19 protein-coding genes are annotated in these 19883 nt (G+C 49.2%); 2 read left to right on the top strand and 17 right to left on the bottom strand.

The window, feature by feature from the left end:
* Nucleotides 1–402 carry a DUF4430 domain-containing protein gene (locus tag GKG41_RS14595; protein WP_154259860.1) on the top strand — a complete coding sequence of 134 codons (402 nt, stop codon included), beginning with the start codon at nucleotides 1–3 and terminating at the stop codon, nucleotides 400–402.
* A 17-nt stretch (nucleotides 403–419) separates the two neighbouring features.
* Complete coding sequence (locus tag GKG41_RS14590; RefSeq protein WP_154259858.1) at nucleotides 420–938, top strand: hypothetical protein; 519 nt, start codon at nucleotides 420–422, stop codon at nucleotides 936–938.
* Between the two features lie 760 nt (nucleotides 939–1698).
* Here the strand turns inward: GKG41_RS14590 and GKG41_RS14585 are convergent.
* The 17 genes from GKG41_RS14585 to GKG41_RS14505 all read right to left on the bottom strand — a co-directional run bounded on the left by GKG41_RS14585 (nucleotide 1699) and on the right by GKG41_RS14505 (nucleotide 19702).
* Complete coding sequence (locus GKG41_RS14585) at nucleotides 1699–2340, bottom strand: precorrin-8X methylmutase (RefSeq protein ID WP_154259855.1); 642 nt, start codon at nucleotides 2338–2340, stop codon at nucleotides 1699–1701.
* 16 nt (nucleotides 2341–2356) lie between these two features.
* Complete coding sequence (locus GKG41_RS14580; RefSeq protein WP_154259853.1) at nucleotides 2357–3865, bottom strand: cobyric acid synthase; 1509 nt, start codon at nucleotides 3863–3865, stop codon at nucleotides 2357–2359.
* Between the two features lie 23 nt (nucleotides 3866–3888).
* Nucleotides 3889–4926 carry a threonine-phosphate decarboxylase CobD gene (gene cobD / locus GKG41_RS14575; protein WP_154259851.1) on the bottom strand — a complete coding sequence of 346 codons (1038 nt, stop codon included), beginning with the start codon at nucleotides 4924–4926 and terminating at the stop codon, nucleotides 3889–3891.
* Nucleotides 4927–4942: 16 nt separating this feature from the next.
* Nucleotides 4943–5923, bottom strand: a complete 981-nt coding sequence (gene cbiB / locus GKG41_RS14570) for an adenosylcobinamide-phosphate synthase CbiB (protein ID WP_154259849.1) — start codon at nucleotides 5921–5923, stop codon at nucleotides 4943–4945.
* A gap of 23 nt (nucleotides 5924–5946) precedes the next feature.
* Nucleotides 5947–6546 carry a histidine phosphatase family protein gene (locus GKG41_RS14565; RefSeq protein WP_154259847.1) on the bottom strand — a complete coding sequence of 200 codons (600 nt, stop codon included), beginning with the start codon at nucleotides 6544–6546 and terminating at the stop codon, nucleotides 5947–5949.
* Nucleotides 6539–6925 carry a bifunctional adenosylcobinamide kinase/adenosylcobinamide-phosphate guanylyltransferase gene (locus tag GKG41_RS14560; RefSeq protein ID WP_154259845.1) on the bottom strand — a complete coding sequence of 129 codons (387 nt, stop codon included), beginning with the start codon at nucleotides 6923–6925 and terminating at the stop codon, nucleotides 6539–6541. Before GKG41_RS14560 ends, GKG41_RS14565 begins: the two co-directional genes overlap by 8 nt.
* A gap of 16 nt (nucleotides 6926–6941) precedes the next feature.
* The gene (locus GKG41_RS14555) at nucleotides 6942–7718 is read right to left on the bottom strand and encodes an adenosylcobinamide-GDP ribazoletransferase (protein ID WP_154259843.1); all 777 of its coding nucleotides are present in this window, start codon (nucleotides 7716–7718) and stop codon (nucleotides 6942–6944) included.
* Complete coding sequence (locus GKG41_RS14550; protein ID WP_154259841.1) at nucleotides 7719–8237, bottom strand: bifunctional adenosylcobinamide kinase/adenosylcobinamide-phosphate guanylyltransferase; 519 nt, start codon at nucleotides 8235–8237, stop codon at nucleotides 7719–7721. It lies immediately after the preceding gene.
* 12 nt (nucleotides 8238–8249) lie between these two features.
* Nucleotides 8250–9299 carry a nicotinate-nucleotide--dimethylbenzimidazole phosphoribosyltransferase gene (cobT, locus tag GKG41_RS14545; protein ID WP_154259839.1) on the bottom strand — a complete coding sequence of 350 codons (1050 nt, stop codon included), beginning with the start codon at nucleotides 9297–9299 and terminating at the stop codon, nucleotides 8250–8252.
* A gap of 23 nt (nucleotides 9300–9322) precedes the next feature.
* The gene (locus tag GKG41_RS14540; protein WP_154259837.1) at nucleotides 9323–10717 is read right to left on the bottom strand and encodes a cobyrinate a,c-diamide synthase; all 1395 of its coding nucleotides are present in this window, start codon (nucleotides 10715–10717) and stop codon (nucleotides 9323–9325) included.
* Nucleotides 10714–12708, bottom strand: coding sequence for a precorrin-6A reductase (gene cobK, locus GKG41_RS14535; RefSeq protein ID WP_154259835.1), 1995 nt, complete (start codon nucleotides 12706–12708; stop codon nucleotides 10714–10716). Before cobK ends, GKG41_RS14540 begins: the two co-directional genes overlap by 4 nt.
* The gene (gene cobJ / locus GKG41_RS14530; protein WP_154259833.1) at nucleotides 12701–13432 is read right to left on the bottom strand and encodes a precorrin-3B C(17)-methyltransferase; all 732 of its coding nucleotides are present in this window, start codon (nucleotides 13430–13432) and stop codon (nucleotides 12701–12703) included. The genes cobK and cobJ overlap by 8 nt, the downstream gene beginning before the upstream one ends.
* Entirely contained in the window at nucleotides 13425–14531 is a 1107-nt protein-coding gene (locus GKG41_RS14525; RefSeq protein WP_154259831.1) for a cobalt-precorrin 5A hydrolase, read from the bottom strand. Before GKG41_RS14525 ends, cobJ begins: the two co-directional genes overlap by 8 nt.
* A gap of 12 nt (nucleotides 14532–14543) precedes the next feature.
* Nucleotides 14544–15308, bottom strand: coding sequence for a precorrin-4 C(11)-methyltransferase (cobM, locus tag GKG41_RS14520; protein WP_154259829.1), 765 nt, complete (start codon nucleotides 15306–15308; stop codon nucleotides 14544–14546).
* An 18-nt stretch (nucleotides 15309–15326) separates the two neighbouring features.
* Nucleotides 15327–16007 carry a precorrin-2 C(20)-methyltransferase gene (gene cobI, locus GKG41_RS14515; RefSeq protein ID WP_154259989.1) on the bottom strand — a complete coding sequence of 227 codons (681 nt, stop codon included), beginning with the start codon at nucleotides 16005–16007 and terminating at the stop codon, nucleotides 15327–15329.
* A 17-nt stretch (nucleotides 16008–16024) separates the two neighbouring features.
* Entirely contained in the window at nucleotides 16025–17188 is a 1164-nt protein-coding gene (gene cbiD / locus GKG41_RS14510) for a cobalt-precorrin-5B (C(1))-methyltransferase CbiD (RefSeq protein ID WP_154259827.1), read from the bottom strand.
* Between the two features lie 207 nt (nucleotides 17189–17395).
* Nucleotides 17396–19702 (bottom strand): cell wall hydrolase, encoded by a 2307-nt coding sequence (locus GKG41_RS14505; RefSeq protein ID WP_154259825.1) that lies wholly within the window; start codon nucleotides 19700–19702, stop codon nucleotides 17396–17398.
* Nucleotides 19703–19883: the final 181 nt, after the last annotated feature.

The raw sequence follows: 19883 nt of genomic DNA, 5'->3' as shown, positions 1-19883 counted from the left end.
ATGACTGAAAAAAAGAAGCCGAATAAAGCGCAGATACTGACAGCCGCCATCACCCTGCTGGTACTTATAGGCGCACTGTTTTTGCTGAGCAGTTCTATGAAGCCTAAGACCTCCCAGGGAAGTAAAGAAGTTACCGTTGAGGTTGTCCATAAGGACGGAACCTCCAAAGAGTTTGTCTACCACACAGATAAAGAATATCTGGGTGAAGTGATCACAGAAGAAAAGCTTGTGGAAGGGGAGGAGGGTCAATATGGTCTCTTCATTACCGCAGCTGACGGGGAGTCAGTAGAGGGCACAGACTGGTGGTGTATCACCAAGGACGGGGAAATGCTGAACACTTCCGCTGACCAGACTCCTATAGAAGACGGAGAGCACTACGAACTTACCTATACTGCCGGCTAGACAGGAGATGATATTTTATGAATACTAAAGTAAAAGATATGGTAATCCTGGCCTTCCTCACAGCCATACTTCTGGTGGGTCAGGTGGGAATGGCCTTTCTTCATAATATAGAAGTGGTTTCTCTCCTTATCATCATCTATACCCTTCTCTTCAGGAAAAAGGTATTTTATATTATCTACATCTTTGCATTTTTAGAAGGTATGATATACGGCTTTGGAATCTGGTGGTTCATGTACCTCTACGTCTGGACCATCCTGGCAGTGATCACCATGCTCTGCTCCAAAAACGACTCCCCGGTCATGTGGTCCATCATCTCAGGGGCCTTCGGCCTGGGCTTCGGATTCCTCTGCTCGTTCCCCTACTTCATCATCTCAGGCGTCGGAGGCGGAATCGCATACTGGATCAGCGGAATCCCTTCAGATATTCTCCACTGTGTGGGAAATGTAGTCATTACCCTGGTGCTGTTTAAGCCGGTGTATGGAATTTTGTCCAAGTTGACGTCCAGGTATTATCAGAGGGCGGTTACGCATTCTTAATGGAAAGTTCGGGGGCAAAATGAGAATAAGACGGACGAATATAGAAGGGAGGCGCGGGGAGACTGGGGCATGGGCAGGTTCAGCTCGAGGCTCCGCTCCCCTCAGCTAAGCCCTACCAGCTGCTAAGCTCGTCAGGAGAGCCTTCCTCGCTAAACAGCTGGTGGACTGGATCTTCGGCTCACTCCGCTTAACCTCCCTGACCTGCCCATGCCCCAGTCTCCCCGCGCCTCCCTTCTATATTCTGGTATCGGCTCATTTTACATTTATTTGGAATGGGGTAATGGTCGTAAGTTGTAGGGTTTTAGTTCAATTAGCAGTTTATTTCACATAATAAAAGTGTAGTTGTTTGAGAGTAATGAACTCTGACATCTACACTTTTTTTATACCTATAATTTCTTTTCCTATATAGTAGCTACCTGGAACTTTCCAATATACAGGTGAGGGAGAGTCCGTGCGGGAGGATGGTTCTTGGGAGTAGGACGCCTGTGTTCTGCGGACGATTCCGCAGGAGTGAGCAGAGAGTCTTAGGCAAAACCGGGATTCCCGCAGGAGATTTTTTCGGCAGTCCGGGCCGAAAAAAAGTGAGCCCGCGCAGAGAATGCATCGAAAGCATTCTCTGCGTATGCGAACGGTGCTCCGGAGGGGATTCCGGTTTTGGCTTAGACTCTCCTCGCGACGGAGGTGTCCCCGGAACACAGGCGTCCTACTCCCAAGAACCATCCTCCCGCACGGACTCTCCCTCACCGTCCCCTTCCCATATCTACTCCCTGGAATTATCGATCATATACAGCAATGCATTGCAGATGCAGGCAGCAATATTACTTCCTCCCTTTCGTCCTTTGGCCACGATGTAAGGCACATCTGTCTCCATGATCAGTTCTTTTGACTGCACCACATTTACAAATCCCACGGGAACTCCAATAATCAGCTTGGGGTGGATTTTTTCCTCCTGCATCAATTCGTAAAGCCTTACCAGCGCAGTGGGTGCGTTTCCGATGGCAAAGATAAACTCTTCTTCCATAGACGCGGCTTTATCCATACTGGCCGTTGCCCTGGTGGAACCGCTTTTTTTAGCAATCTCGGCAATGTCTTCATCAGACATGAAGCAATGGACTTTGCCGCCATATTTATTCAAGACTTTTTTATTAATACCGGCTTTTGCCATCTGGGTATCTGTGACAATGCTGGCCCCCTCTTTAATAGCCGCTATGGCTGCCTCCACTGCTCCATCAGAAAAGCAGAGATTCCGGGCATAGTCGAAGTCTGCACTTGTATGGATACACCGCTTTACAATCAGCTCAGTGCCGGGGATCAGAGGCGTATCTCCCAGTTCCTCTGTAATTATCTCAAAGCTTCTGCTTTCTATCTCCTTGGGCAGCACATTTTCCAGTTCTATTTTCATACGTTCTCCTCTCCTTTTATATACCGGCTTCTAAAATCTCATATATTTTCTTCATATCCAGATGTTTCCTCAGCTCTGCCGCAAGAATGTCATACTGGGTTTCCTTGAATGCCTGAAAATCAATACTGGTCATTTCCTCTACATCAATTCCTTTTATGGCTCCGATTGCCCGGATGATTTTTCCGGCCACTTCTTCCCTGTCGAAGATCCCGTGCACATAGGAGCCATAGACATTGTCTTTGCAGGCACCGTCGGGCTTTGTCACACGGCTGACCCCATCCGTGATTTCATTCATAGATACCGCACCCTCCTTCAGGACGCTTTCTCCCATATGAATCTCATACCCCTCCAGTTCGGTTCCTTCCAGAAGCTTTAGTGCACCTCCTATATGTCTGAAGGTGCCTGTCACCCTGGTTCTTGTCTTTGCCTGTTCAAAAATCGTATCCATGGGGAGAAGGCCCATGCCCTTAATCTCTCCCCCTGCTTCTACGTGATGGGGATCGGAAAGGGTTTCTCCCAGCATCTGATATCCTCCGCAGACGCCATAGATAATTTTTCCTTTTGCCGCCTCTTTCAGGATCAGTGCCTCCAGGCCTGTCTGGCGCATCCAAAGAAGATCTTCCATGGTATTCTTGGTTCCCGGCAGTATAATCATATCCGGCTGTTTCAGCTCATGGGGATGCTTCACATATCTGAGAGAAACTCCGGGGATACTCTCCAGAGGGTTAAAATCAGTAAAGTTAGAGATTCTGGGAAGGCGGATTACCGCAATATCAATGACACCGACTTCCCGGGGCGCTTCAAACCGCTCCGTAAGGCTGTCCTCATCTTCTACCTCAATATTCAGATAGGGAGCTACACCTACCACCGGAACGCCTGTTTTCTCCTCCAATATCTTCAGCCCAGGATCCAGTATGGTTTTGTCGCCTCTGAATTTGTTTACAATGGTGCCTTTTACTATTTTTCTCTCATCCTCGTCCAGAAGCATAATGGTTCCTATCAGCTGAGCAAAGACACCGCCTCTGTCGATGTCTCCCACTAAAAGCACGGGAGCTTTGGCCTGCTTTGCCATGCCCATATTAACGATATCTTCTTCCTTCAGATTAATTTCCGCAGGACTGCCGGCGCCTTCTATGACAATAATATCATTCTTCTCTGCCAATGCATGGTAGGCTTTCATAACTTCAGGTATCAGCTTCTTTTTATAAGCAAAATAGTCTCTTGCACTCATAGTGCCGAGAACCTCCCCATTGACGATGACCTGGGAGCCCACATCATTGGTTGGCTTTAGAAGTATTGGGTTCATCAGAACAGATGGCTTGATTCCCGCCGCTTCTGCCTGCATCACCTGTGCTCGTCCCATCTCCAGTCCTTCCTCTGTGATAAAGGAATTCAGCGCCATATTCTGTGACTTAAAAGGGGCTACTTTATATCCGTCCTGGGTGAAAATACGGCAGAGCCCCGCTGTAAGCAGGCTTTTTCCGGCATTGGACATAGTACCCTGAATCATAATTGCTTTTGCCATAATATATCCCTCTTTTCTCTGTTTTACAGTACTTTTTCAAAAGCCCTCATAAGGGTCAGGTTCTCTTCATGGGTTCGGACTGCAATCCTGTAATATCCTCTTGCCAGTCCATAGTAATTGCCGCAGTCCCGGATTAATATCCCCTCCTGCAGGCAGAGCTCCTGAAGGTTTTCAGGTCCCTTGAAAAAGATATAATTGGCCTGGGAATCATATACCTGAAGCCCTGCCTCACGCATTTTCTCCTTGAGAAACCCGCGCTCCCTATGGATCAGTTCTGTGGCCCTGGCCACATATTCTTTTTCTTTCAAAGCAGCGATTCCGGCTGCCTGAGCCAGAGTGGAAACATTCCAGGGCTGAGTAACCTCCTTCATCTTCTCCAACAGGTCCTGGCTGCTGCACAGTCCATAGCCCAGGCGTATTCCTGCCATTGCATACCGCTTTGTAAATGCTTTCAGGATGAACAGATCTTTCCGGTTTTCCAGGGAAGCCTTTTGGGTATACTTTCCCGGACTGCAAACAAAGTCCAGAAAACATTCATCCAGCACAAGAAAAACGCCGTGGCGGCGGCAGGCATCCATCACCTGCTCCAGCCTCTCAGGCTCTGTGAGAATCCCAGTGGGATTATTAGGATTGCACAGAAATAAAATATCTATGGTATCGTCTATGGCCTGCAAAAGCGCCTGATCCACGGCAAATCCGTCTTCCTCTCTGCCTGGGGCATGAAGCACCTGACATCCCACACTTTCCAGGGCCTGCTCATATTCCGCAAAGGTAGGGGCCGGCACCAGCGCCCTCTTAGGTTTCAGGGCCAGCACCAGAGAAAAAATCAGATCCGCAGCCCCATTTCCGCAGATGATCCAGTCCGCCGGAACTCCTTCATAGACAGACAATGCGTCTCTTAGGTTCTGGCACCTCACATCAGGATAGTGGTACACCTGCTCCATACTTTCGGCGACTGCCCGCTTTACGCTGGCAGGAGTCCCCAGTGGATTACAGTTTGCCGAAAAATCAATCACGTTTTGATGACGGTACACATCCCCGCCGTGTATATGTTTCTTCATATGTATTCTCCCGGTTCTATACGATTTGAAGCGCGATCTGAAGCATCAGCCGAATCAGTCCGAAAAACAGTACGCCAATTCCCGCACTGGCATAGAGCAGATTGTTGGCATAACGGATATCCTCATACTGAATCTTACGGATACGGTCCCCAATTGTCGGTTTCTGGTAAAGCTTCCCGAAATAATAGGCGTCTCCGGCCAGCTGCACCCCAAGCGCTCCGGCCATCACTGCCTCTGTCTGGGCAGAATTGGGACTTGCGTGATTCCGCCTGTCTCTTCTGTAAATCCGTGTTGCGTTTCTGCTGTCCATCTTCAGGAAAAAGCTGGCCGCCACCATAAGCCACGCGGATATTCTTGCAGGTACAAAATTAGCAGCATCATCTAACTTTGCAGGCAGCCGTCCGAAATTGAGATATTTATCGTTTTTATATCCTACCATGGAATCCATGGTGTTAATGGCCTTGTACAGAAACATCAAGGGAGCGCCCCCAAGAGCCATATAAAAAAGCGGGGCAATGATTCCATCCGAGGTGTTTTCCGCAATGGTCTCAACAGCTGCCTTTGTGACTCCCTCCTCATCAAGACTCTTGGTATCCCGCCCCACAATCATAGAAACGGCATATCTTGCCCCCTCCAGGTTTCCGGCCTTCAGCTGTTCGTATACCTTCATGCTCTCCTCCTTCAGAGACTTCGTAGCCAGCAGCTGATAACACATAAAGGTTTCCAAAAATACTCCCAGCCAGGTATGCCAATGGTAAGCAAACCATAGAATCAATCCGGGGACTCCCGCGCTGAACAGGCAGATAATCAGGATAAGAAAGAAACCGCCCGCCCGCTCTCCGCCCGGAGTTTTTGGGAATATGCGCCTGAGGCCTTTTTCCGTCAGCGCAATTCCATTCCCGATGATTCTGACCGGATGGTATAAAAACGGAGGGTCTCCCACGATCAAATCTATAAAAAAGCCCAAAACCAGGGCAAATATTGTCCACTTCAGCATCTTAATAAAGTCCTCTCCTGTATTTATTCTGCAAGTCTTTTTACCACATGCAGTTCCTGTTCTTTTTCATTCCATACTTCTGCGGAAGTCCTCACCCAGTATCCGCCGCCGTTTCCCACCTGCCAGTCATAATACTCCTGATGGGGAACTGCATAGGCATCCAGAATGCTCATAATAGTCCCTCCGTGAACCACCAAAGCCCCGGAGCGCAGGCCTTCCCTGAGGCAGTATTCCACACAGCGGCAAAACCCTTTTTGGCATCGCTCCATGAATGCTTCCCTGCTCTCTCCCCCGGGAAAAGGCAGGGTGCCATTGCTGTCAATCCACTCCTGGTATTGGTCATTTCCCGAGAGCTCTTTGTAGTTTTTGTTTTCAAACGCTCCGAAATCACACTCAGCCAGCTCCTCCAACGTATGAACAGGGGTTCCCGGATAACAGAGTGCCGCGGTCTGCACACACCGCTTCAAGGGGCTGGTAAAAACAGCCTGTACCTGGGGATAATATCTGTGTTTCACCAGGGCAATGCCGTCCTCCGTAAGGGGTTCATCGGTCCTTTTTCCTATATAGCGCCCTAAGGTATTCCCATAGGTAATGGAGTGCCGCACAAGAAATAAATCAAGCATCTTTGATCACCGTCCCAATGCCGCAGACTACCCGGTGTACCGAAACGGCAGACCGGGCAATCCGGGTGCATATCCGCCCTGCGGCCTCCCTGTATTCTCTGTCAAAAGAGTCCACCGGCACCACACCGTACCCCAGCTCATTAGAAATGATAAGGATCTGAGGGTTCTCTTTTTCCAGCCTTCCTGCCAGATTCGTTAAATCTCTATTCTCCTGGAGCATCCGCCGAATCCATTCGTGAAAATGAAAGATTCCACGGCAGCGGAACAATTCTTCGTAAGAACAGACACTGCCGTCAGCCATGTCTTTCACTTCCAGGCCAAATCTGCTGCGCACGTACTCTTTTTTTCCCTGGAACATGCCCCCGATAATTAATATCATACCTGTATCTCCTTTGCTATGCCATTTTTCTCAGCAGAATCTCTCCTGCCACTACACAGAATGCCATCACCAATTCACATATCTGAAGGAAAAAGCCCGCCAGATCTCCGGTGATTCCCCCAAACTGCTTCATGGACATACGATAGTAAAAGCCGAATGTCAATATTCCTCCCATAGCTGCACAGGCACCCAGTACAGGCTGATACAGACACATAAGGAGGATGGTAAGAAGTCCACATGCCACAGTAGTGATTCGAACCGTCTGTTTCTGAGCGCCGTCTGAGAAGGTTGCCGCCAGACCGGTGTTTTTCGCCATAGGAAATGCCGCAATGGACAGTCCGCTGAAGCACCTGGACAGAACAAAACTGAGGCATACAACAGGAAGCCCCTTTAAGGTCAGCTCACTGTAAATACCGAAGTAAAGCAGAAAATATGTAATTCCTATAATAATGGCAAAAGCACCCGCATGGGAGTCTTTCAGAATCTCCAGCTTTCTCTCTTTTTCCTGATAGGAGGATAAAGCATCGGAGGTATCCAGAAGTCCGTCCAGATGGATCCCCCCTGTCACTGCCACGGGGATCAGCAGAAGGATAACCGTATAAAAGGTATGGCTTTCCGCCAGGTTCCTCCCCCAGACGCCCCAAAGCCAGGTAAGTCCTCCAATGACCAGCCCCACTGCGGGGAAAAAGCACATGGTATATCTCATGTTCTCTTTCGTCCAGTCACTGTTCGGCACAGGGATCTTTGAGTACATGGCAAAGGCTATTTTAAAACTATTCCAAATCTGTTTCATTTAATTCTCCTTCAGTACGATAGGGATACCGTATACCACTTCCACTACCCTTACGGCGACTCTTCCAATTGCCTGATTGATCTCTCCCAGGTACTTTTGATACTTTTCTGTCTCAACCTCATAGGGGATGCCGTCGGAAAAGATCTCATTTGTCACAATGCACAGCTCTTTTGCCTGACGGTCCAGGGCAAAGATACCTTCCAGGACAGCGGGCACCGTATCTTTCCCGGCGCCTCCCTCCTGGTACATCTCATTGGCCACCAGGTTCGACATGCACTCTAAAAGAACATAGGAATCCTTCGGCACGGTGAGCTCTTTCAAATTAATATACCGTTCGATGGTAGTAAAATGTTTCTCCCGGCGCATGTTTCTGTGCCGCTCTATCCGCCTGTGGCTTTCTTCATCAAAGGGATACATCGTAGCGATATAGATTCGCTCCCCTTCGCCAAAGGACAGCAGGGTATCTTCTGCGTATGCTGATTTCCCGCTCCCGCTTCCACCGGTAATTAATGTAATCATACCCTTCTCCTTTTAGCTCAGTGGTTTGTATTCCTCAATCTCTATGTCGCTGAACGTACTCATCCCCTGATAGACCGCAGCAGCCATCTCTAAAACAGGGAATAAAGCTACCGCCCCGGTTCCCTCCCCCAGGCACATATCACAGTGCAGACAGGGAGACTGGTCCAGCGCCTCCAGAATCATATGGGCCGCAGGCTCTTTGGAGACATGAGAGGAGATCATATAGCCTTTTGCCAAGGGAGCCAGCCGACAGGCCAGGAGGGCGCTTACCGCCGATATAAACCCGTCAATGACCACAGGGATATGATAGGCCGCCCCTCCCAGGAACATACCTGCAATTCCGGCAATATCAAAGCCCCCCACCTTTGCCAGCACATCAATGGGATCTTCTCTGTCTGGTTTATGAAGTGCAATCGCCTTTTTGATCGTTGCAATCTTCTTTTCCAGTCCGGCACTTGTAAGGCCGGCTCCTTTGCCTGTGACTGCTTCCGCGGGCTGCCCCAGAAGAACCGCCGCCACTGCACTGCTTGTTGTGGTGTTGCCGATTCCCATCTCGCCGGTAGCAATGATCGTATAGCCTTTGTCTTTTAGTTCCTTTACCATTGCGATTCCGATCTCCAGACCGCGTATGGCCTCTTCCCTTGTCATAGCCGGCTCCACAGCCATGTTTTTAGTCCCATAGGCGATTTTTCTGTTTATGATATTGGTATCCACCGCAACTCCGATGTCTACCGGGAAAATATCGGCCCCGGCACTCTTGCACATAATAGCCGCAGAGGTTTCACAGGTCAAAAAGTTCTCTGCCACAATGGCAGTAACCTCCTGACCTGTCTGCGTAACCCCCTCTGCCACAACCCCATTGTCCGCGCACATTGGCACAAGGGCTTTCTTTGAAAGATCAATTTCCTGGCTTCCTGTAATTCCGGCAATCTGCACCAGCAGAGATTCCAGCTTACCCAGGCTGTACAAAGGTTTTGCAATACTGTCCCAGCGCTTCCGGCTGACTTTCATAGCTTCCTCATTGAGAGGACCGATACATTTCAGCGTTTCCTCTAAATTCATTTTCTTTTCCTTCTTTCCCTTTTTTAGACGTTTGACTGGCTTTGGGGTGCATAGCGGCTGCACTCCTGCAAAAAAGCCTTTGCAATCTGAGGTTTCCCGTAATAGTACAGATGCGGAAAGCCTGCCAGCATATGTTCTCTGCCATACATGCAGTTCCAGCTCCTGCGTCCCACCGGCTTCCTTGCCAGAAATTCTCCCCCGCAGGCAGTGGAATCAAAGTAATGAAATTCATGGGCCGGGATTTGCTCCATGGGTTCCCCAAATACTGTTCCATCCCCGGAAGATAGGTAGATATACCCAAATCGGTTTAATTGCGGCGTATGGTATGCCTTCCCTGGAATGATGCCCGCCATACTGTGGGCACTCCCCTCCATATCCTCCATGGTTTCATGAAGGTACATAAATCCACCGCACTCCGCGATCACTGGAAGCCCCTTTCGGAACTCCCGGCGAATGCTCTCTATCATCCCTCTGTTGGATTCCAAAGCATCTGCATAGAGTTCCGGATAGCCTCCATATAAAAGAAGTCCCTGAATCCCCTCCGGGAGACTGCTGTCTTGCAGGGGGGAAAACTCCACAAGCTCAGCGCCCATCTTTCTCAAAAGGCGCAGATTATCCTCATAGATGAAGCAAAAGGCCTCATCTCTTGCAACACCAATTCTCACAGACTTGTCCAGCGTAAACCCATAGTCCGGGGAGAAGGTTTCCGGGCGTGAAGCAGAGATATCCTCCGCTGTTTCTGCCAGCGCAAGAAGCGCTTCCAGATCAATTGTTTTTTCCAGAATATCTGCCAGCTGCCCCAGCTTTTCCTGAAGCTGTTCCACCTCATCCGGCAAAACCAGTCCCAGGTGGCGGCTTTCAATGGAACATTCCTTTACATTTGGCACATAGCCCAGCACCTTCACCGGAAGCTCCTTCTCAATCAATTCCTTCACTCTGGGATACAGCATGGGGGACATCTGATTGAGAATGACTCCCCGGATACCGCTGTTCTCTTTAAATCCGAGAAATCCCTGGATATAAGGAAGTATGGATACGCTCATACCCTTACAGTTTACAACAAACACTACGGGGGTTTTGGTAACTGCGGCAAGTTCATAGGCACTGGCCTGTGATGTAGTGCCTCCGATTCCATCATAATACCCCATAACCCCTTCCATCACAGCAATATCCTGGTCGGTACAGTTTATTTCCAGGAGATGTCTGACAATCTCAGGAGGGGTAAAAAACGTATCCAGATTCCGGGATTTGGCCCGGATTACCTTGCTGTGAAACATAGGATCGATATAATCAGGGCCGCACTTAAAAGATGCCACCTGCAGTCCCCGGTTTTTTAATGCCTTCAGAATCCCGCAGGTCAGAAGCGTTTTCCCGCTGCCGCTTGCTCCTGCTGCTATAAGAAATCTGGGGATTTTCATCCTTCCTCCACCTCTTTTCCTGTACAGGAGATAATGGTAATGGGGTTTTCTCCCATCATCATATGATATCGTCCCACAGTCTTGGATTTGCTGATGGATACAGATACAATATCTACATCTGTCACCGGCAGCTCCCTCATACAGTCTACTGCCTCCGCCACGGTTTCCAGAGCGATGCAGTTAATTACCATCCGGATTCCGGGATTCTTTTTCAGAAGGAGCTGCAGAATCACTTTCATATTGCCGGAAGATCCTCCGATAAATGCATGTGTAGGTGCTTCCAACTCCTCCAGGGCCTCCGGCGCCAGACCGGAGATTACCGTCAGATTATCCGCCCCGAACACTTTTTTATTCTCTTCCAGAAGCGCTGCCGCCTCCGGCTTCTTCTCCACGGCATAGACCCTGCCCTCCCGGGCCATAAGCGCCATTTCTATGGAGACAGACCCTGTCCCGGCGCCTACATCATAACAGACAGCGTCCTTTGTCAGCCGCAGCTTGGACAGTGAAATGCTGCGCACCTCTTCTTTTGTCATGGGAACCTTCCCCCGGACAAATGCCGCGTCCCTGATCCCATGTGTCACCGTAATCTCATTGGCTTCGGGGTTTTCTATGTATATTACGCTCAGCGGATTCCCCTGATATCCCAGAAAATCAGACGGCTTACCTTTTAATATCTTTTCCTCCGGATAGGACAGCATTTCTCCCAGATAGATGGTAACCTCTTCCATATGATATTCCATTAATGTTTCAGCCAGGCGTGATACCCCGTCTCCGGTGCCCAGAATGGCAAAAAAGCGGGGATTGCTTCGGATTCCCTGTATGAGGTTATACGCTCTGCCGTGGGCGCTTGCAATCTTCACATCCTCCCACGGCTTCCGGATTCTGGACATAAAGTATACCAGACTGGAGATTCCGCAGTACAGAGATACCTGGAATTCTTTCAGTTCTTCCAGAAGCCTTCTGCAGCCGCTGTAGAATCCCACATCCCCCGACAGGACAACCGCGGCGCGCTCATATTCCGGATGCTCTGTCAGATACTCCCGAATCCTCCTGGCGTCGTATTCGCAATAAACGTCCTGTCCTGGCTTTGCCGCTGCTTTTGCCATGCGCCCGGCTCCTATGATTATCTCTGCCCTCCTGCATGCCTCCCTGCCGCCCACCGTCATGGTATTCTCATCCCCCATGCCGATGCCTACCAGGGCAACCTCTGTCTTTCCTGACAGACCGAATTCACCTGCAAGATATCTTTTGCACTCCAGAAGGGACAGACCCTTTTCCTGCAGTGGCCTGCCGACGATTACCAGCTCACAGCCGCATGCTTTTGCCGCCTCGCACTTTTCTAAAAATCCTCCCGTGCTCCCGGATTCTTTGGTGACCAGATACCTGCAGTCCAGCTGCCGTATCATTGCTTCATTGAGTTCTCTGGAAAACGGTCCCTGCATGCAGATAAGATGTTTTCCCTCAAATCCCATCTCTGCACAAGCCGCAGTTACTTTTGGAAGAGAGAGGACCCTGGCATAGACCCTTTCTCTGTAATCCGCCAGACGGGTGAATTTACCGATTTCCTTGCTGCCTGTGGTGACCAGGATCCCTCCCTTAGTATGCTCCAGATAGGTTACAGCCGCCTCAATGGAATCCACATAAACTGCATGTTCCACAGCTGTGCCGTCTTCTGCTCCAGCACTCTCTCTGAGCAGGCGGACGCAGGGCACCCCAGCCTTATGGCAGGCGCTCTTAATATTGCGGGTCACCTCAGCGGCATAGGGGTGCGTGGCATCGATCACGACTCGGGGAGATTCCTTTTCTATAAGCCCGCACATCTCCTCTTCCTTCAGACGCTCATGGGAAACCCTGACATACTCATTTTGAGGCAGAAGACTCTCACCATACTCTGTGGCCACGCACACATACCCCGAGATATGGTGGCGGCTGATATATTCTGCGATTTTTCTTCCTTCTGTTGTCCCACCAAATATAAGAACGTCACACATTCCGGTATCCTCTGGGCGTTACCATTTTTCCGTTTATCACTTTTGTCTGGGAATTGCCGATGAAAACCGTTGTAAACATATCAACAGACGTGTCCCTCAGTTCTTTTAATGTCATAACCTTAAAAGATTCTCCGTCTCTTCCGATATTCCCCACAATGCCGCACACGGTATCCTCTGATTTATACTGCATCATAAGGTCACATGCCTTTGCCAGATAATCGCTGCGTTTTTTGCTGGAAGGATTGTACAGGCAGATCACAAAATCAGCTTTGGAAGCTCCCAGCAGTCTTCCCTCTATCTTTTCCCACGGGGTAAGGAGATCGCTTAAGCTAATCAGGCAAAAGTCGTGAATCAGAGGGGCACCCAGCACAGCGCCTCCTCCGGTGGCTGCCGTCACACCGGGAATCACGGAAAGCTCTACCTCCGGATAGCTGACTCCCACTTCATACATAAGGCCCGACATACCGTACACCCCGGCATCGCCGCTGCAGATCATGGAGACTGTTTTTCCTTTTTTTGCTTCCTCGAAGGCCATCACACAGCGGTCTACTTCTTTTTTCATTGGTGTTGTCATAAACTCTTTTCCGGGAAAATGTTCTTTAACCAGATCCACATATACGGTATATCCTATGATTACATCGCTTTCCTTCAGGGCATTGGCTGCCTTTATGGTCATCTGTTCATACTCGCCGGGCCCAATGCCAACTACATATAATTTATTCAAATTCCACACTCCATTTCTTCATGGCTAACGCAACCGTTACCCCATTTTCTGCATGTTTTCTTAAAATCAGTCTTCCGTCTTCACTGCCCTTCACCGCACTTCTCTCGCAGACATTGTCCAGTCCTGTAATGGATTCAACGAATTCAGATTTTGTAAATTTTCCTTCTACCTGAGCCAATTCCTCTTTTGTGTACGTGATAAAGGGAAGATTTCTCTCCCTGCAGTACTCTATGAGCCCAGGTTCGTTTTTTTTCAGGTCAATGCTGACCACCTGCTCCATGGCAACTGTTGGAATCAGCTGCTCATCACAGGCCTTTCTCACTGCATTTTGTATCTCCTCTTTTGCAGTGTCTTTTCTGCAGCCGATTCCCAGTGTGATGACCCTGGGAACCAGGTACAGGGTATGTACGAACGGATGCTCCAGGTAACTGCTGGTAATCGCAATCCCAAGCTCGGGCCGCTCCTCATCTTCATGAGCTATCTTAAGGCCTTCCGGCAGTTCACCAAGCCAGGGAAAATCACTGTAAAATCCAACTTCCTTTCCTGCCACCAGCGCTGCAGATACATCCTTGGCCAGCCCCATGTCAGAAATATAAAAACCATTCTTCTTTGCAAATACATCCACCGCAAACTTTTCATTGATATCAGTTGCTGTCGTGATTACAGGTTCTGCGCCTGTGATTCTGCTCACATCCAGAGTCAGGGCGTTGGCGCCGCCGATATGTCCTGACAGAAGAGAGATGACATAATTTCCCTGTTCGTCCACCACAACCACAGCGGGATCCTTTTTCTTATCCTTTACATAAGGGGCAATGGCCCTCACTGCTATCCCGCAGGCCCCGATAAAGATCAGAGCATCAGAATTCTGAAACCGCAGACTGGTCCATGCACCGATGGATTCATCCACTGGTTTGGCAAACTGCTTTACATTGCGTATTGTCTTCGCGTCAATATCCAGCTGGGATTCATCTAAAACCATCTTTGTATACTTGCTTTTCGTGTAGGTGGTTACTTCATGCCCCTCCTGTATAAGCCCTGCGTGGAGAGCTTCTCCCAGAGCATAGCCGGACCGGCTGAAGCTGATAACTGCTATCTTCATATTTTCCTCCGCTTATTTGGTATCTGTACCCTGACGGAATTCTGTGGTGAATCCCGGATCATATAATTTAGAACGCTCATAGTGATTATGGGCTACCGCATCGCCGATAATCATTAAGGCCGTTTTCGTTATATGATTTTCTTTTGCTGTCTTATCCAGAGTCCCCACAGTACATACAAAGGCCTTTTCATCTTCCCAGGTGGCCTTGTACACAATAGCCGCAGGCGTATCCTCGGTATACCCGCCCTCAATCAGACGGGCACTCAGTTCTTTTAACATCCCGGTGCTTAGAAATACTACCATAGTTGCCTGGTGGGCAGCAAATGACTCAATGCTCTCCTTTGGGGGGACAGGCGTCCTTCCCGCCATACGGGTTATGATTACGCTCTGAGACACATCCGGCAGGGTATACTCCAGATTCAGAGCAGAAGCAGCCCCGCAGAAGGAACTCACACCCGGACAGGAGTCATATGCGATGTTTTCCTCATCCAGCACATCCATCTGCTCCCTGATGGCGCCATAGAGACAGGGATCTCCCGTGTGGAGGCGCACAGTGGTTTTTCCTTCTTTCTCCCCGCTGCGCATCACATCCAGAACTTCTTCCAGTGTCATCCTGGCACTGTTGTATACCCTGCATCCTTCCTTGGCGTACTCCAGCAGCTGTGGATTTACCAGCGAACCTGCATAGATAATTACATCTGCTTCCTCTAAATATTTCTTTCCTCTTACCGTAATCAAATCCGGGGCACCAGAGCCCGCTCCAACAAAATGTATCATATCTTCTCCTTTGTGTGTTTATTCTTTAATAATAGTCAGGGAATAATATCCTGCATTCTCAGGAATCTCTTCAATGGTATGGTATATTTTTTCATTTTCCATCCCGCAGTTTTCAATCATCACTCCCTGTGCCCCCATGGACAGAAGCTGTTCTTTGACCTCTCCCAGCTTTTTCCCGGCCTTCATAAGGACCTTTGTGCCCGGCAGCTTCAGTGCCTCTTCAATCTGATAAGAGGCAGGTATCACATGGAGGGGTTCTGCCTTTTCCACCAGCCCCATATTCATTCTGGCAGCAACGGCGCAAAAGGAGGTGATTCCGCTGACGATCTCTACTTCATAGCCCCAGCTCTGAATTTTCTTGTGCACATAGAGATAGGTGGAATACACAGTAGGGTCTCCCAGGGTCAGAAAGGCAACCTGCTTTCCTTTCTGCAGAATCGATTCAATGCTTCTGGCACCGTTTTCATGATTTTCCTCCAGCTGCCTGGGATCCTTTGTCATGGGCATAGGTACGGGAAGCAGTTCTTTTTGAGCAATCTCAGGCCAGGCTCCCTTCACAATCTGGTAGGCCACACTTTCCTCCGCCGCTGTACCTGGTACTGCTATTACATCACACTCTTTCACCAGCCGCAGCGCTTTTAAGGTCAAAAGCTCCGGGTCTCCCGGTCCCACCCCAATTCCATAAAGCTTTCCTTGCATCATAATATCTCCTTTGTCTATGTAATATTTTGTTGTTCTCTCAGTTTATCCAGCAAATCCGGCACACGGGAGGTCCTGCCCAGATACCCGTATGCGTTAGAAAATAGAATTGCCCCTGTCTCCAGCTGTCCGTAAGCTCTGTGATTTAAGTAGTATTCCACTCTCTCCAGAACCTCCTCCATGGTCTTCTCCACAAGGCCCTCCCTCTGCAGAATCTCAAGGGCTTCGTCCGTAGTTCCTGTCTGCAAAAGCTCTTTTGCTGTCTCAAGGGAAGCGCCCGCCCGTACCGCATTTGCCGCCATAATCTCGGCCCTTCCGTCCGCAGACCGGGAATGTGTATTCATTATGCCGGCTGCCACCTTAATAAATTTGCCGATATGAGAAATAAAAAGAATCCCTTTTGCTTCCATGCCAACAGCCATATCAATGGTTTCCCCAACATAATTGCTGCACTTTATGTTTTGGGAGAAATCCAGTTCTATGTGTTCCTTCAAGTAGGCGGCACCGTAATTGCCGGGAGTCACCAGAAGATATCTTCCCCCGTTTTCAACCCGCATACGCATCTCAATCTCTATACTTTTAATCAGCGCCGCCTCACTCATAGGTTCCACAATTCCAGAGGTGCCTAAGATGGAGATCCCTCCCTGGATTCCAAGCCTTGGGTTAAACGTCCGTTTCCCGATCTTCTCTCCTTCCGGTGTCCAGATCGTCACCTTCAGGCCGCCCTCGTAGCCTTCTTCCTCTATCACCTGTTCCACTTCTCGGGCAATCATACGCCTGGGCACCCGGTTAATGGCAGCAGCTCCCACGGGCTGTTCCAGCCCTTTCCTGGTAACTCGCCCCACACCGACTCCCCCGTCAATGACAACCCCGGGTTCTCTGCGTTTTTCCACAGTTGCATAAATATGTATCCCGTCTGTGGCATCGGGATCGTCCCCTGCATACTTCTGTACGCAGCATTCTGCCTTATCTTTGTTCCAGCTGATTTCCAAAAGAAGCAGATGAAGAAGAATCCCCTTGGGCGTCATCAGGTCTGCTTCCTCCACCTGAGCCTGGGACAATAGCATCCTGGCAGCCCCTTTTGCCGCTGCCGCCGCACAGGACCCTGTCGTATACCCATACCGCATTTTCTTGTTATTCTTCACGATATAGAAATCTTCCAAACCATTTTTATGTTCCATACACAACTCCTTATGAACGCAGCGGTCCATCCTGGAAAAGAAAAAAGAGTCCGCCGCAAAATGGCAACGAACTCCTACCTGTCCCACAAAAGCCCGGTTGCCGCAGACATTTTTTGTGTGTCAGGATAGCCTAGTATCTGGCTTTCACAGTAACGGACTTGCGCAGGACTTTCACCTGCTTCCTCTGCTATCCTGCATTCAGTTTTCTTATTTTTCTACCCATTTGTTAAAGAAAATATGCCCTTTGTATTTATCTGAAGATGGAGATAAATACAATACATCACATTTTTTCTCATCAAGCCCCAGATTTTCAAATGCCTTTGGGGTCATAAAATATAAATAGTCAAATTCTTTTTTTCCTGAGGGAAGTGTTACCCCGTTAATCAGGCGCTTGCCTTTCCCTTCTTTATACAGCTTGTACGTCGACATTGCGTTTCGCACGGCTGTTCTTGTATTTGAAAGATAAGGATTAGGAATAGAATTCAGATTCTTCAGATATTTTGTAAGAACCCCTGTTCTGGCAGGTTCGAACTGCTTTCTCTGATAGACAACCGTCCGCAGGTCATTAGGAAAAGCACTGCTGTTCATACGGTTTAAAATCACCATAACAACCGCCGACATTCCGGAGATTCCCTGGTCGCCAGCTTCCGCATATGCAATCGCTGTGAGGAAATCCTCGTCGGAGACCTGGGGATCTGTGGCATAGCTGGCCTCTACCTTATAAATCTTTCCGTTAGAATCTCTAATCTCAATATATCCGCCGGATTCCACTACTTTACTGCCGATTCCGGCAGCGTCAAAGCTGTATTTGACCCCTCCAATCGTGAGAATACAGTTTACCGCCATGGCTCCGTTTTCCCTCAGATAGTAATTGCCTACCCACCGTCCGGCGGCCATAGCTCCGCTTCCATCCATGTAGTACCAGATTCCGCCTATCTTCTGCCAGCCCGTAAGCATGGCCCCGTTTCCGTTAAAGAAATACCAATGACCGCCAATCTTATTCCAGCCGGAGACCATGGCTCCGCTCCCATTCATATAATACCAGGTTTTTCCAAGCTTTTGCCAGCCTGTAACCATGGCCCCGGAGCTGTTCATATAGTACCATTTGCCCTGCACATAAGCCCAGCCGGTGGCCATAGCCCCGTTTCCGTTCAAATAGTACCATTTATTTCCTATATAATTCCACCCGGTCGCCATAGCCCCGTTGGAATTTAGATAATACCAGGTGTTCCCAAGCTTCTGCCAGCCCGTAACCATGGCCCCGGAGCTGTTCATATAGTACCATCTGCCCCGTACATAGGTCCAGCCGGTCGCCATAGCTCCGCTGCCGTCCAGATAATACCAGGTGTTCCCAAGCTGCAGCCAGTCAGTGGCCATGGTGCCGTCTTCCCTGAGATAGTACCAGGTATTCCCCACCTTCTGCCAGCCTTTGACCAGAAATCCATTGTTGTCATAGTAGTACCAAGCACCGTTTTCCAGATACCACCCGGTAACCAGGGCGCCGCTGCCGCTCAGAATATATGTATGGTTCCCCTGTACCAGCTTTCCGGTCTGCATCACACCGTCCTCATTCAGATAGAACCACTGTTTCCCCACAAGGGTCCAGCCGACAGCCATGACTCCGGAGGAATGAAAATAATACCACCGGTTTCCCAGATTTTTCCATCCCGTGGCCATGGAACCGCTGCTGTTTAGATAATACCATTGACTTCCCAGCTTTTTCCAGCCTGTGGCCATGGTCCCATCCGGTTCCAGGTAATACCATACATTCCCCAGCTTCTGCCACCCTGTGAGCATGGCACCTGAGGAATTAAAATAATACCATTTCTGTTCTATGTACACCCATCCGGTCATCATCCAGCCGTCTGTATCAAAATAATAGATATTTCCGTCTATTTCCTTAAAAACGGATTTGGGATAGCTGCCGTCATATTCCCTGAACCACCATTTGCCGGCCTTTAGGATCCACTTTCCCTTACCGTAATCGCGAATCCAGGCCCCGTTATCTCCTACATACCAGCTTCCAACCCATTGGTTCACGGCCATGGTTCCATCTTCCAGCAGATAATAATTTCCAACCCACCGGCTGACCGCCATCGCTCCGTCTGGCAAAAAGTAATACCACTTGTCCTCCAGGAGAACCCAGCCGGTTTTCATCCAGCCGTCTGCATCAAAATAATAGGTCTTTGTTCCGATTTCATAGAGTCCGTCTGCCGGATATGTGCCATCCGGATACCGGTACCACCACTTTGTACCCTGTGCGGAAGTTTCCTGACTTACCCATCCACTGGCTGCCCGCGTGTCTGCAGTCTCTTTCTGCGCTTCTTCCATAGGCTTTTCTTCCAAAGGAATCTCTTCCCCGGACGGGTTCTTTTCTGCTTCTGCCTGTTCTGCGTTCTCCAGAATGTCCGCAATTTGCCCTTTTTCCAGCTGCTCCCCCCGGGCAGTGACAGGTGCGCACATACTGAAGGTCAGCAGATATAGTAAGGCCTGTACTTTCAAGTCTCGTTTCATGCTGTACCTCTTTTTCTTATGTCATACATTGTCCGATCGTGCTGCTTAGACCTATCCATTATATAATTTTATTTGGTAAAAGTCAATCGGAAGGAACTGGAGGCTGTTGTTAACTTGTGATAATGTCACCTTAGGATTCACTTATGAAAATGTCACTTTTGTGGAACCTATAATAGTATGA

The organism is Lactonifactor sp. BIOML-A5 (assembly GCF_009677585.1).
Lineage (GTDB): Bacteria > Bacillota > Clostridia > Lachnospirales > Lachnospiraceae > Lactonifactor.
This window is presented reverse-complemented; position numbering and strand designations above follow the sequence as displayed.

Excerpts from the sequence above, each read along its gene's own strand:
- cbiB (WP_154259849.1), bottom strand. The coding sequence starts at position 5,923 with ATGCTGAAGTGGACAATATTTGCCCTGGTTTTGGGCTTTTTTATAGAT.
- cbiD (WP_154259827.1), bottom strand. The coding sequence starts at position 17,188 with ATGGAACATAAAAATGGTTTGGAAGATTTCTATATCGTGAAGAATAAC.
- GKG41_RS14585 (WP_154259855.1), bottom strand. The coding sequence starts at position 2,340 with ATGAAAATAGAACTGGAAAATGTGCTGCCCAAGGAGATAGAAAGCAGA.
- cobM (WP_154259829.1), bottom strand. The coding sequence starts at position 15,308 with ATGATACATTTTGTTGGAGCGGGCTCTGGTGCCCCGGATTTGATTACG.
- GKG41_RS14560 (WP_154259845.1), bottom strand. The coding sequence starts at position 6,925 with ATGATATTAATTATCGGGGGCATGTTCCAGGGAAAAAAAGAGTACGTG.
- cobK (WP_154259835.1), bottom strand. The coding sequence starts at position 12,708 with ATGTGTGACGTTCTTATATTTGGTGGGACAACAGAAGGAAGAAAAATC.
- GKG41_RS14505 (WP_154259825.1), bottom strand. The coding sequence starts at position 19,702 with ATGAAACGAGACTTGAAAGTACAGGCCTTACTATATCTGCTGACCTTC.
- GKG41_RS14555 (WP_154259843.1), bottom strand. The coding sequence starts at position 7,718 with ATGAAACAGATTTGGAATAGTTTTAAAATAGCCTTTGCCATGTACTCA.
- GKG41_RS14540 (WP_154259837.1), bottom strand. The coding sequence starts at position 10,717 with ATGAAAATCCCCAGATTTCTTATAGCAGCAGGAGCAAGCGGCAGCGGG.
- GKG41_RS14595 (WP_154259860.1), top strand. The coding sequence starts at position 1 with ATGACTGAAAAAAAGAAGCCGAATAAAGCGCAGATACTGACAGCCGCC.
- cobD (WP_154259851.1), bottom strand. The coding sequence starts at position 4,926 with ATGAAGAAACATATACACGGCGGGGATGTGTACCGTCATCAAAACGTG.
- GKG41_RS14590 (WP_154259858.1), top strand. The coding sequence starts at position 420 with ATGAATACTAAAGTAAAAGATATGGTAATCCTGGCCTTCCTCACAGCC.
- cobT (WP_154259839.1), bottom strand. The coding sequence starts at position 9,299 with ATGAATTTAGAGGAAACGCTGAAATGTATCGGTCCTCTCAATGAGGAA.
- GKG41_RS14550 (WP_154259841.1), bottom strand. The coding sequence starts at position 8,237 with ATGATTACATTAATTACCGGTGGAAGCGGGAGCGGGAAATCAGCATAC.
- cobI (WP_154259989.1), bottom strand. The coding sequence starts at position 16,007 with ATGCAAGGAAAGCTTTATGGAATTGGGGTGGGACCGGGAGACCCGGAG.
- GKG41_RS14580 (WP_154259853.1), bottom strand. The coding sequence starts at position 3,865 with ATGGCAAAAGCAATTATGATTCAGGGTACTATGTCCAATGCCGGAAAA.
- GKG41_RS14525 (WP_154259831.1), bottom strand. The coding sequence starts at position 14,531 with ATGAAGATAGCAGTTATCAGCTTCAGCCGGTCCGGCTATGCTCTGGGA.
- GKG41_RS14565 (WP_154259847.1), bottom strand. The coding sequence starts at position 6,546 with ATGCTTGATTTATTTCTTGTGCGGCACTCCATTACCTATGGGAATACC.